At 63.7% G+C, this 11994-nt stretch carries 14 protein-coding genes; 4 read left to right on the top strand and 10 right to left on the bottom strand.

Annotation, left to right across the window (positions count from 1 at the left end; genetic code table 11):
* Positions 1-21 precede the first annotated feature (21 nt).
* Complete coding sequence (locus EV191_RS22965; protein WP_132879299.1) at positions 22-864, top strand: carbon-nitrogen hydrolase family protein; 843 nt, start codon at positions 22-24, stop codon at positions 862-864.
* Between the two features lie 10 nt (positions 865-874).
* Here the strand turns inward: EV191_RS22965 and EV191_RS22960 are convergent, their stop codons facing one another.
* The 5 genes from EV191_RS22960 to EV191_RS22940 form a co-directional block, all read right to left on the bottom strand.
* Positions 875-1627 (bottom strand): alpha/beta fold hydrolase, encoded by a 753-nt coding sequence (locus tag EV191_RS22960; protein WP_279388450.1) that lies wholly within the window; start codon positions 1625-1627, stop codon positions 875-877.
* A gap of 139 nt (positions 1628-1766) precedes the next feature.
* Complete coding sequence (locus EV191_RS22955; RefSeq protein WP_132879296.1) at positions 1767-2717, bottom strand: sigma-70 family RNA polymerase sigma factor; 951 nt, start codon at positions 2715-2717, stop codon at positions 1767-1769.
* Between the two features lie 10 nt (positions 2718-2727).
* Complete coding sequence (locus EV191_RS22950; RefSeq protein ID WP_132879295.1) at positions 2728-3918, bottom strand: NAD(P)/FAD-dependent oxidoreductase; 1191 nt, start codon at positions 3916-3918, stop codon at positions 2728-2730.
* Between the two features lie 167 nt (positions 3919-4085).
* Positions 4086-4814: a VIT1/CCC1 transporter family protein gene (locus EV191_RS22945; RefSeq protein ID WP_132879293.1), complete on the bottom strand. Its 729-nt coding sequence runs from the start codon at positions 4812-4814 to the stop codon at positions 4086-4088.
* 171 nt (positions 4815-4985) lie between these two features.
* On the bottom strand, positions 4986-5657 hold the full coding sequence (locus EV191_RS22940; protein ID WP_132879292.1) for a TetR/AcrR family transcriptional regulator: 672 nt from the start codon (positions 5655-5657) through the stop codon (positions 4986-4988).
* Between the two features lie 123 nt (positions 5658-5780).
* On the opposite strand from EV191_RS22940, the gene EV191_RS22935 reads away from it, so the two are divergent.
* From EV191_RS22935 to EV191_RS30920, 3 genes are read left to right on the top strand one after another with little or no spacing between them, the layout of a single operon-like run.
* Positions 5781-6695 carry an alpha/beta fold hydrolase gene (locus EV191_RS22935; protein WP_132879290.1) on the top strand — a complete coding sequence of 305 codons (915 nt, stop codon included), beginning with the start codon at positions 5781-5783 and terminating at the stop codon, positions 6693-6695.
* A 39-nt stretch (positions 6696-6734) separates the two neighbouring features.
* Positions 6735-6896 carry a hypothetical protein gene (locus tag EV191_RS31000; protein WP_207894625.1) on the top strand — a complete coding sequence of 54 codons (162 nt, stop codon included), beginning with the start codon at positions 6735-6737 and terminating at the stop codon, positions 6894-6896.
* The gene (locus EV191_RS30920; protein WP_207894630.1) at positions 6827-7393 is read left to right on the top strand and encodes a hypothetical protein; all 567 of its coding nucleotides are present in this window, start codon (positions 6827-6829) and stop codon (positions 7391-7393) included. Before EV191_RS31000 ends, EV191_RS30920 begins: the two co-directional genes overlap by 70 nt.
* 16 nt (positions 7394-7409) lie before the next feature.
* Here the strand turns inward: EV191_RS30920 and EV191_RS22925 are convergent, their stop codons facing one another.
* From EV191_RS22925 to EV191_RS22905, 5 genes are read right to left on the bottom strand one after another with little or no spacing between them, the layout of a single operon-like run.
* Positions 7410-8807 carry a serine hydrolase domain-containing protein gene (locus EV191_RS22925; RefSeq protein WP_132879288.1) on the bottom strand — a complete coding sequence of 466 codons (1398 nt, stop codon included), beginning with the start codon at positions 8805-8807 and terminating at the stop codon, positions 7410-7412.
* Between the two features lie 23 nt (positions 8808-8830).
* The gene (locus tag EV191_RS22920; protein ID WP_132879287.1) at positions 8831-9628 is read right to left on the bottom strand and encodes an amino acid ABC transporter permease; all 798 of its coding nucleotides are present in this window, start codon (positions 9626-9628) and stop codon (positions 8831-8833) included.
* Positions 9625-10269 carry an amino acid ABC transporter permease gene (locus EV191_RS22915; protein ID WP_132879286.1) on the bottom strand — a complete coding sequence of 215 codons (645 nt, stop codon included), beginning with the start codon at positions 10267-10269 and terminating at the stop codon, positions 9625-9627. The genes EV191_RS22920 and EV191_RS22915 overlap by 4 nt, the downstream gene beginning before the upstream one ends.
* Positions 10270-10274: 5 nt before the next feature.
* Positions 10275-11198 carry a transporter substrate-binding domain-containing protein gene (locus EV191_RS22910; RefSeq protein WP_132879285.1) on the bottom strand — a complete coding sequence of 308 codons (924 nt, stop codon included), beginning with the start codon at positions 11196-11198 and terminating at the stop codon, positions 10275-10277.
* An 11-nt stretch (positions 11199-11209) separates the two neighbouring features.
* The gene (locus tag EV191_RS22905) at positions 11210-11968 is read right to left on the bottom strand and encodes an amino acid ABC transporter ATP-binding protein (RefSeq protein ID WP_279388451.1); all 759 of its coding nucleotides are present in this window, start codon (positions 11966-11968) and stop codon (positions 11210-11212) included.
* Between the last annotated feature and the right edge of the window lie 26 nt (positions 11969-11994).

Here is an 11994-nt window from a genome sequence, read left to right as displayed (position 1 = left end):
CAACAGAAAGGCGGAACCCAGATGACCACCCTGCGGTTGGGCATGATTCAGATGAACAGCAAGGTCACCGATCGAGACCGTAACGTGGCCACCGCGTGCAAGTACATCGATGAGGCCGCCGGCAACGACGCCGAGCTGATCGTCCTTCCCGAGTTCTTCAACACCGAGTACTTCGCGCAGTACTGGGATTACGCCTATATCGACTACGCGGAACCCGAGGATGGTTACACGCTCAGCATGGTCCGGGACAAGGCCATCGAGCACAGTCGGTACATCTGCGCCACCATCTACGAACGGCAGGCGCCGGGCTTGTACTTCGACACGGCTTTCCTGATCGATCCGCTCGGCGCGATCGTGGGTAGGTATCGCAAGACCCACCCGGCGGCGATGCGCAGTGTGGAGAAGATCTACTACCGGGGCGGTACCCGGTTTCCGGTGTGGCAGGTCAACGGGTTCCGCGTTGGCGCGATCATCTGCTACGACCACATGTTTCCCGAGGCCGCTAGAAGCGCGGCGGTCAACGGTGTCGAGGTACTGCTTGGCCCGTTCGCGGCACCACAGTTGCCGACCTGGGACCAGGTCATGATCACCCGGGCGTTCGAGAACGGCGTGTATCTGGCGCCTTGCAACAAGGTTGGCACCGAGGACACCTGGACCTTCGGGGGCGGTTCGATGGTTGTCGACCCGTACGGCACCATCTTGCACAAGGCGAGCACCACCGACGACGAGGTGTTCGTGGTCGAACTGGATCAGCGTCAGCTCGTACAGGCACGCATCCAGCACCCGTTCCTGCGTGACCGGAGCCCGGCGATCTATTCGGCGCTGGTCAGCACCGACGAGCAGACCCGAGCCCTGCCCTCCTGAGCACCGGACCTCACCACCAATCGTCGAGCTCGGCGAGAAAATCCAGCAGTATCCGGTTAAATGTCTCCGGATTGTCCTGATTGGTCTGATGACCGGCGTCAGGGACGAGCTCATAACGCGCGTGCGGATCGCGGTGAGTCCAGTGCGGCGCCGTGCGCGCGGTGAGTTTGCCTGCCCCACTGCCGTCTCGCGCACCTCTGGCGATGAGCACGGGTTGGTCAATCCGGTAACCGGGCAGTCGCCGGCCGGCCCGCAGCGAGATATCCACCAGCCAGCGGAACTGCCGCTTGGTTACCCGCGCGGTCACGGCGCGGACGTATCCCTGAACGGTCGGGTCAACAGCCGTGCCCTCGACGAGCTGGCGACGAATCACGGATTCCGGCAGCAGTCCGGTTACCGCGCCAGAGACCCGCCAGAGCACCGCCATCATTAAGTTCAGCCGGCGACTGGCCAGCGTCACGCATGGCGCGCCAATCACGACGAGCCCGCTGACCCGCTCCGGGGCGGTCAGCAGCACGTGCTGCGCGACGATTCCGCCAAGCGACTGCCCGACCAAACAAACCCGGCCGGGCGGCTTCAGCGTGTCGATTATCGAGAGCAAGTCCTTGGCCAGGTCCACCGCGGACGGGTCACGGTTGGCCGGCTCGGTGCTGCCGTGCCCAGGCACATCCCAGGTGAGGACCTGGTATCCGGAGTCGATGAGCGGGCCGAGCTGCGCGTCGAACATGCGGTTGTCCATGAACCCGCCATGGGTGCACGCCACCAGAGGGGCGTCTACCGGCCCGTAACGCCAGGCGTGCAACTTCGTGCCCGCTCGGTGAACCGCTATCGGCTCGCCCTGACTATCCGACACTCGCGCCACCTGTCCGTTGTTTAGTTGGTTCCCGCGTTCGCACCGCTGTTCACCAGGATTCGATGATCGGCGGACCGTGCTCCTGCCGGCGCCATTGCTCGGTGATCCGCCCGAGTCGGTCCGGCGACGCCATTCCTCGCACGGCCGCGATCTTGTCGCCGCGTACCTCGAGCATCACCACACCGAGCACACGCTCACCCTGTTCCTGATCGCTCAGCACCGCGATGATCGCGGGAGAACCGTTGACTACACCGGCGTGGATCGACGGGGAACCGCCGGCCAGTTTCCGTTTCGCTGGCGTGGGTTTGAAGCCCGCCCGCAGCATTGTGGCGATCCGCTCCGGAACCGAGTACCGCAGTAGTTTCGCCGCCATCCCCGCACCATCGGTGACCGCGGTCGCGTCCTCGGTCAACAGCGCTACCAGACGTTCCGTTCGGCCGGAGGAAGCCGCGTCGACGAACGCCTCAACGATCCGACGCGCGCTTGTCTGATCGGTCCAGCTGGCACCGTGCGCGGAGCCGACCTTGCCTTTGGCGCGGTGAATATGCTGCTGGCTCGCGGATTCGGTGATATCGAGGATCTCGGCGATCTCGGCATGGCTGTGCGAGAAGGCCTCGCGCAGGACATAGACGGCCCGCTCTACCGGGTTAAGCCGCTCAAGCAAGGTCAGCACGGCCATGGTTACCGACTCGCGCTGCTCGGCGGTTTCCGCCGGCCCCAACATCGAATCGCCGTCCAGCAACGGTTCCGGAAACCAGTCGCCAACCGCGCGCTCGTGCCGCATCTTCGCCGAGCGGAGCCGGTCGAGCGCCAAGTTGGTGACCACTTTGGTCAGCCACGCCTCGGGAACCTGGATATGTTCCTGGTCAGCCTGCTGCCAGCGCAGAAACGCATCCTGCACGATGTCCTCGGCATCGGCGGCCGAACCGAGCAGCCGATACGCGAGCGAGGCCAACCGCGACCGGTTGGCCTCGAAACGCTGGACCGTAGGGGCGTCCACGTAGTCGACTTTAGGCGTTTACCGCCTCATTGTCCCGCTCCGCCGCACTCGAGCGCCGATACTTCCGCGCTGGCAACCCGTACGTCGGATTGCGCTGGTTCCAGACGGTGCCGCGCAGCACGCCTGCCTTGATCCGCGCGGCCAGCCACCCGCGCACCGCCCAGGACTTCGACCGCGCCTCGCCGTCCACAATCTGCAACAGCCCGTCCCGTTGGCCAAGACTGATGCAGTTACCCGGGTACACCAGCGCGGTCTTCGCCGCCTTGCGTCCGGTCAGTTCCCCGATGATCGCCGAGGTCGCCTGCCGTCCGGTGAAACCAGCCGTGGCGCAGGTCATCGGGAGCGGCAGGCCGTTCGTGCCGATGGCATAAGCGCTGTCGCCGGCCGCGTACACGTCTGGATGCGAGACCGACCGCATCATCCGGTCAACGGTGATCTGGCCGTTGTCCTCGACGGCAAGCCCGCTGGCCGCGGCGATCGGGTGAGTGGCGAACCCGGCTGCCCATACGGTCGCGTCGGCAGCGAAGGTCGTACCGTCCGCGGCGATAGCACCGGTGGCCGTGACGCGCTTGATGCTGGTGTGCTCATGGACCGCGATCCCCAACCGGTCGAAGGCCCGGTACAGATGCGCGCGGGCCTTTGGACCAAGCCAGCCACCGAGCTCGCCGTCGGTAGCGAGAGTTACCCGCAGTCCCGGTCGCCTGTCGGCGATCTCGGTGGCGCCCTCGATCGCGGTCAGATTGCCGCCGACGACCAGCACGCTGCCCTGATCACCAAGCTCATCCAGCCGGTGCCGCAGCCGCAGTGCCGAGGACTGCCCAGCGATATGCATGGCGTGCTCGGGCACGCCGGCAACGTCGTGCTCGGCGATGGTGCTGCCGAGCGTGTAGAGCAGGGTGTCGTACTCGAGCTGTGTGGCCTGACGCCCTTCGGTCATGGTGATGACCTTGCGTTCCAGGTCGATCGCGGTGACCGCGCCGATACGCAGCGCGATCCCGGTGTCCGCGAAGATATCCGCCAGTTCGTGGCGGCGCAGGTCCTTGCCCGCGGCGAGCTGGTGCAGGCGTAGCCGCTCGACGAAATCGGGCTCCGCGTTGACGACGGTGATCTCGAAGTCGTCGCGGTGCAGGTGGCGGGCGAGGTATCCGGCCGAGGAAGTCCCCGCGTATCCGGCCCCGAGGACGACGATGTGGTGCCGCATGATCTGCTCCTGTCTGTTCGCTCGCCACCTGAACGAGGCGGCTGCGCGATTCCTGACAAGATCCAGCTGTGTCCTGGGTCACTGCGGTCGACGAAGCGTCGCCCCAGAAACCGCAGGATCTCTGAAGCTTGCGATTTGGTCTGTGCCGCTACGGCGAAATCGCCGGTTCATCCCGCGATGGTGACGCCGATCGCGGTACCGATCAAATAGGTCGCTCCGGCCGCAACCGCGCCGAGCAAGAGTTGTCGTAGTCCACTCTGCCACCAGCCTCGATGGGTGAACGGCGCGGTCAGCACGCCGGCGACGAACAGCCCCAGTCCGGCTACGCCGAGCCCGACGATAAGCGAGGGACTCCCTACCAAGAACGGGATCAGCGGGATCAGCCCGCCGATCGTGAAACTCGAGAACGACGAGATTCCGGCCAGCCAGGCCGATGGCCGCCGGTCGAGGACGATGCCCAGTTCCTGCGCGAGGTGCACTTGCAGCGCCACATCGGGATTTGCGTGCACCTCGCGGGCGACCAGTCGCGCAGTGTGCTCGCTGAGCCCGAGCTTGGCGTACGCGACGGCGAGTTCGGTTTCCTCCGCGCCGGGATCGCGGACGTGCTGAGCTCGTTCTGCCTCGGCCTCGACAACCGTGGCGTGGTTTTGCGTGCTGACCGAAGCGTACTCACCAAGTGCCATAGACAGTGCTCGGGCGACGAGGCTGGCGAGTCCCGCGAGCACGATCACGCCGCGGTCCGCTCCCCCACCACCAACTCCGGCCACTAGCGAAATATTGGTGACCAGGCCGTCCATCGCGCCGAACACCGTGGGTCGTAACCAGCGCCCAGAACTACCACCGTCAGCGAGACCCTGCCGCCCACCCCGTGGTGCCGACCTCGCGGTGCCAGTCATGGTTGTTTCCCGCCTCGGTTATTTCTCGTGACCCGCACCATCATCGGGTCGGGGCCATACTCGGAAATCGAGGCATTCTGCCTTTTGCTCGGGGACCTTCGACCTCCTCTTCCTCCGGCGCCCGGTAACTGCTCCAGAAAACACAAGATCCCGACGGAAATGCGATTCCGGCTAGCGTTGTTGATCGATCCGCGTGAAGTCACGCATGCGCAGCTCGGCCTCAAAGGTTGGGCGATCGGACGTGTAGACGTGGAAGACACCAAGTAGCGCCTTCTGCAGCTGCTCGATCTCTTCGTTCTGGTCCCGTGGCGCGATCAGCCGGTGGAAAGCGAAACCGTCACCGACCGCGAAGAACGACCTGGCCGCTTCATCCGGGTCCGCAATCCCAAGGGACCGCAGCAGCGGTACCGCGACGGCGTCCAGGGAACGAGCCGCTTCACTGACGACCTCTCGCAAAGCCGCGTCGCGGGAGGCTTCAACGTAGAACTCATAGCGGACCTTCATCACGTCCGAAGGGATGGCCACCAAACCTTCGGCCACATTGCGGCTGAGCTCAACCGGATCACTGGCGGCTGCGGCCGCGCGCTGCAGCACTTCGCGCACCGCCTCGATCCGCTCGGCAATGTTGTGCCGCAGCGTCTCCGCTCGCAGATCCCATTGGGTGCGGAAGTAGTACCCAGCGGCCGCGGGCGGCAGCCCGGCGCGGGCGGAGACGGCGCGGTGCGTGAGCGCCCTAGTGCCACCTTCGGTCACCAGCTCACTCGCGGCGCGCAGCAGTCGCTCGCGTTTTTCTCTGCTACGCGCCTGTGTACTGCCCCGGCCACCCGTACGGGTTGTGGCCATTGACACACTCCCCTCGACTGTTTAATACTCTCGTATCAAATCGAATTAATACGCACGTATCACTTTACCTCGATCCCGTCCCGCTTCGGCAGGGCGTCAGCCAATACAAACAGGAGTGCGTCGATGAGATTCACAACTGCCCGTCGTGCGGCGGCGATGACCGCAGCCGCACTAGGGGTGATCGCCATGATGACCGTGACCGGGGCGGCATCCGCTCAACCGGCGCCCGCGGCCAAGGCCGACTCGAAAGCGGCCGCGGTTTCGTCAGGCGGCGGGTACAACAACTGGAACTGCAAGCCGACTAAAGAACGTCCCAATCCGACGATCGTGATGCACGGTGGCGGCGGAAACCCCCACGGACATATGGGCACGCTTGGTGCAAGCCTTGCGGCACGGGGCTTCTGCACGTTCTTGCCGCTGTATGGCGAGATCGTCAACGACGTGCCGCTTGGCGCCTGGGTCGACCTGGAGAGCCAGGCCGATGAACTCACCGACTACATCGACAAGGTGTTGGCGGCCACCGGTGCCGAGAAAGTCAATCTGGTCGGCGACTCGACCGGCGCGTTCCAGTCACTCTACATCCCGAAGGTGCGGGGTTACGCGGACAAGGTAGCCAAGGTCGTCGCCATCTCCCCGCCGACCAGAGGCCTGAGCGAGAGTTCGCTGATGAAGCTGGCCAATCAGCTCGGAATCACCTCGGCAGTCAAGGAGATCCTGGACGGCATCGGCTGGGAAAACGCTGTTGACCTTGCCTACGGCGCCGAAGCTATCGAGAAGTTGAACGATGGTCCGATCGCGCAACCTGGCGTTGACTACACGATCATCGCGTCGAAAACCGACGAGATCGTCAACCCGATCGAGACATCCTTCGTTCGGGAGTCCGGCGTGGACAATATCGTCACTCAGGATGGCTGCCCGATCAACATCGACGGACACATCGCCATCGTGTACAACCCGCGTACCTGGGCACTTGTCGGTAATGCACTGGACACGAACAAACAAACGATCGTCCCCTGCATTGTGGGCTTCCCCGTCTGAGTAAAGGTCGCGCTCAGGGAACCGGCTAGCTAGCCGAGATTGTCGGCGAAGCGGCCTTCTCCGCGCACGGCGTCTCCCCCCGCGGTACGCGAGCATGCCGCGTACCGCGGGCTTCAGATCATCGACGCCACCTGCCCTCTGGTGTCCAAAGTGCACGCCGAGGCGCGGCACTACACCCGCGACGGCTACACCATCGCCTAGATCGGGCACGCCGACCACGTGGAGATCGACTGGACACGGAGCCACTCGCCGGAGCACACCGTGATCGTCGACCCGGACGACCCCGGTCCGGGTATCGAGGCACTGCCCGCGGACCGTCGGATCTTGCTGACCCGCCAAGCGACGATATCTGCTACGCCTCCACCAACCGGCAGGCCGCCGTGCAGGCCATCGCCGCGCGCTGTGACCTGGTCCTCGTGGTCGGATCGAGCAGTTCCTCCAACTCCCGGCGGCTGGTCGAGGTCGCGCACGCGGCGGGCGCCGCGCACGCCTTCCTCATCGACGACGCGGATGGTGTGGACGCCGGATGGTTGGCCGGCGTCCACACCGTGGGCCTGAGCGCGGGTGCCTCGACCCCGGAAACCCTCGTCGACGAGGTGTTGAGCAGCCTGGCTGACCACGGCTACGCCGACGTTGTACTGGCAACCGTGACCATCGAGGACGTCCGGTTCGAGCTGCCGCGCGAATTGCGGGCATGAGCTATGCGCGCGGTAACTACGCGACCCTGCGCAGGGTTATCGGCGGCAGCTCCGTTGCCTGGCTGTTGACGTTTGTGCGGTAGTCCAGCAGTAGGTCCTCGGTGCCGTTAGTCGTGAGGATGAGTTCGTCCCGGAACGGTGCGGAAAGGTAGTCGATATCGATCCTGAGCTCGGTCCCGGAGGGCCGCTTGGCGGTGGCGCTGGTCAACGCCCGCTCTGCACGATACGAGTGATGAAGTTCGGCCATTGGCATTGGCCCATATGATTCGGCGGCCTCCTCGATACCGGCCAGGAATTCGAACTCGCCGAGTGGACTATGCCCGTGCACTCGTAGCGCTTGGTGCTCGCCCGCCGGGCCGATCCGACGGACCGTCACCGAGCTGGTTCCGTCTGGTGCCTCGAATGAACCGAGGAACTCGTCCCAGGAGTCAGCCTCCGACAGCGTCAGGTCCCTAGACATCTCTGCAGGGGATTCCACGGCTTGCCCGAAGTCAAGGACAGTCGCCAGGTCCGTCACAAACGATTGGCTGTGTTCTCGTGGCAGGGCCGCGTTCACCGCTACCACCGTGCCGGTATCCGGGCTAACGACGCAGAACTGTCCGAACATGCCGGAGGCGTAGTAGCAGTCTTGCCTGACCCACAACTGATATCCGTAGCTCTCGGTTGCATCGCCTGCCGCGTCCTTCGAATACCCGGTTCCGTTCCATGAGGAGTGGCTCGCGTCGACGAGCGGGGTGCTACTCTCGCGAACCCACTGCTGATCAAGCAGCCGAGCGCCGTTCCAGATACCTTCCTGCAGATACAGTACGCCCCACTTCAACAGGTCGATGTTGCGAATCGTCAGCCCATTGCCGCCGCTGCTGTAGCCTTCCGGATCCGCGGACCATGCGTGATTCCGAAACCCAAGGGGCGTGAACAGGCGCGGCTCAAGAAACTCCAGCACACTCTGGCCCGTGGCGTTGTGCAGGCATACCGACAACATATGCGAGGTCCCGCTGGAGTAGATGAACTCCTCCCCCGGGGTCCCCGGTTGCGGTTCACCGAGGTACTCGTCAACCCACGAGGTGCGCAGACCGCGCCACACCACACCAGAGCTTCCCGTCTCGTGCCCAGTGCGCATGGTGAGCAGATCACGGATCCTGAGTCGCTGCGCCCTGAGCGCCTGTTGCTGGGTCAACTCGCGATGAAGGTGCTCGGCCAGCGTGTCATCCAGGCTGAGCCTCCCCTCGCGCACGGCCATCCCGATCGCCGTCGCCACAAAGGACTTCGTCGCGGAGTGCAACATGTGCGGTAGGTTTCGGCGCCTACCTGGCGCGTACCACTCGCCAACCAGCTTTCCCCGTTGAAACACGGTCAAGCAGTGCAGGCCGGTACGGCGTCCCGAGTAGGCCGTGATGAGGTCGTGGAAGTTCATCAAACTTCGTTCTTCTCCTACGATCAACTGGATTCGAGTCGGTCTGCCCAACGTGCGCCCAGATAGGACACTGTCGTATTGATCACGACAAAAAGGACTCCGGCCGCTAGATACGCCTGGATGAAGTTGCCGGTGAACTCGGAGACAACCCGTGCGTTGTTCAGCAGTTCGGCTACGCCCACGATGTAGCCAAGACTCGACTCCTTGATCACCCGCACCGCCTGGCTCATCAGCGCCGGCGTCGTGTTCCGCACCGCTTGGGGGAACACCACCGAGGTGAACACATGACGGCTTGGCAACCCGGTGGCAAGCCCGGCCTCGCGTTGGCCACGCGGAATGGCCAGGATCCCGGCACGGAAGACCTCGGCGAACATCGCTCCCGCATTGACCGTGATGGCGACGACCAGCTGCCAGTAGGCGGGCATCGAAACCCCAACACTGGGCAGGCCGAACATCACCGCGAACACGATGAGCAGAAACGGCATTGCCCGAAAGAACTCGATCACCCCGATCGCCGGGATCCGAAACACCGCCACCGACGACAAGCGGCCCAAGGCAAGCAGGATGCCGAACAGCGCCGAGGTCACCAGCGACACCGCGCATACCTGGAGTGTTACCCAGAGCCCCGCCAGCAGAAACCTGATGAAATCGAGGTCGTAGAAGACCAGCCATTTTTCCGAGACGAACTGGGCTTCGTAGTAGAGCTTCTCGGCCACGACCAGACCGACGAGAACCAGCGCCACAAGCGAAACCGTCGTCGCGATCCTGACCCTGCGCTGCTGCCGGGGCCCGGCAATATCGAAGATCCGCGATGTACTCATTGGTTGAACCTCAGCAGTCGCTCGCTCTTGGCACTTGCCCAGCCAATAAGCAGATTGATCAACAGATATCCCGCAGCAGCGATTCCAAAAGCGACAAACGGCTGGGCCGCGACCAGGTTGTACACCCTCGTAGCACCGGTCAGCTCGGTAACGCCGACAGCGGCGGCAAGCGCGCTGGAAAGCACAGTGGTGATGAACACCGTCGCCAGCGGCGGAATCATCGTCCGCAGGGCGACCGGCAGCAGGACTTCGCTGATGACGTGGCGCGTGGTCAGGCCACTAGCGCGGGCAGCCTCCACCATGCCCACATCGACGCCGTTGATCCCGGACCGGACCGCCTCGCAAACGAATGTTCCCGAGTAGAGGCCAAGTCCGATGATGACGGCCAATTCCAGTGGCAGCAGGATCCCGACATCGGGCAGACCGAAAACCAACAGCAGTAGGATCAGCAGCAGCGGGCTGTTCCGGACACCTTCGACGTACAACGTCCCCAGTACTTCCAGGGAGCGCACCCGGCTGACCCGGAAGATAGCCATCATCGAACCGAGCACCATCGCGAGCAAGAAGGCCGGAATGCTCAGGTACAGGGTGACGCCCAGCCCCTCGAGTAGCCCGGGCAGAGCTTTCAGGAGATCGTCCATTGTTGTCACCTGCCCATCGGGATCGCTGGTGGTTCTGGATTGGTCGTGCGGTCCACCAAGCCGGCCGTCTCATCCCAGAGCTTCTGCCAGGTGCCGTCCTCGGCGATGGTGTTGATGAACTCGGTTGCCACCGTCTTGTAGGTGTCGTCTCCCTTGGGGAGCCCGATCCCAAAAGGACTCTCGCCGAAGCGGATATCGGTCACCGTGGTTCTGGAGTCAGTTCCCGCCCGCGAGGTGATGATGGCGGTGTTTGCCACCCATGCTTCGACGCGTTGCTGCTGCAGGGCGGCAAAACACTGCGAGGACTCCTCGAACCGAACCGGAACGGCATTGGGCACTTCCCTGAGCAAGGCTTCCTCCGCAGCGCCTGGCTGAACCGCCACTTCCCGTCCGGCGAGATCGGCCGAGCTCGCGATGCCCGTCTCCCCGAGCTGGACCGCAACGCCCGAGGTGACGGTAAGGTAAGGGCCCGCGAAGTTCACGATGCGTTCGCGGTTCTCGGTGATCGTATAGGTGCTGATCGTGGCATCCACGGTACGGTTCTGCAGAAAGGCTTCGCGCGTATCCGCACCGGACTTGACGAAGTTGACCGCGGGCTTGCCGAGCAGGTACTTCGCGAACAGCTCGGCCATCCCCGCATCGAAGCCGGCGAGCTTTCCGGTAACCGGGTTCGTCTGGGAAAAGCCCGGTAGCGTGTCGGTACCGCTACATCGCAGGAAGCCACGGCCCCGTACTTCATCCAGGATGGGACTGCTCGGCAGGTTCTTCCCGATCGGCCCCTGCGCCACCACGCCCGACTGGTCGACGTTGGCGAAACCGTCGGCCTGGCCGCCCAACCGCTCGGGATTGATCCCCCGGCATCCGGCCAGCACGAACGCGGCAGCCGCGGTCGAGGAGGTCACGAAGAATTTGCGTCGTGAGTAATTCATCAGACACTCCGTTAATGGTTGAGAATCTTCCCGAGAAACTCCTGGGCACGTTCGGTCCGCGGGTTGGTGAAGAAGCTCTCCGGGTCGCTTTCCTCGATAATTCGACCCTCGTCCATGAAGACGATCCGATCAGCGGATTCTCTCGCGAAGCCAATCTCATGGGTCACTACGGCCATCGTCATGCCGTCAGCGGAAAGTCGTTTCATAACATGAACGACTTCCTGAATCATCTCCGGATCAAGAGCGCTGGTCGGTTCGTCAAAAAGAATCACCTCGGGGTCCATCGCCATAGCCCGCGCGATGGCCACCCGTTGCTGCTGGCCGCCGGAAAGAGCACCCGGTCGTTTATTGGCGTGCTCGCTCAAGTTGACGTCCGCGAGTAGCCGCAACGCGCGCGCACGGGCCTCCTCCGGTTTCTGCTTCCCACGTTTGACCGGGGCAAGCGTGATGTTCTGCACCGCCGTCTTGTGTGGGTACAGGTTGAACTGCTGGAAGACCATGCCCACTTCAGCGCGGTATGCGGCCAGCTCGCGCCCTTCCCGTGGAATGGGTTTTCCGTGGTACCAGATCTCGCCCGAGTCAATCGGTTCCAACCGGTTCGTCGTACGGAGCAACGTTGACTTTCCAGAACCGGATGGTCCGAGAATGACGACCGTTTCACCTTTTGCGATGGAAAGATTAACTCCGGTGAGAACCTTCGTCGCGCCGAACGATTTTTCTACGTCCTTGAGCTCAATCACGGCGCCTTGGCTCGGCGAGCGCTCGGACATATTCGTCATCATCGACACCTCATCGC

This window comes from Tamaricihabitans halophyticus (assembly GCF_004340875.1).
In the GTDB taxonomy this organism is placed as follows: Bacteria; Actinomycetota; Actinomycetes; order Mycobacteriales; family Pseudonocardiaceae; genus Tamaricihabitans; species Tamaricihabitans halophyticus.
The sequence above is the reverse complement of the archived record's forward strand: the minus strand, read 5'-3'. Positions and strand labels throughout refer to the sequence as shown.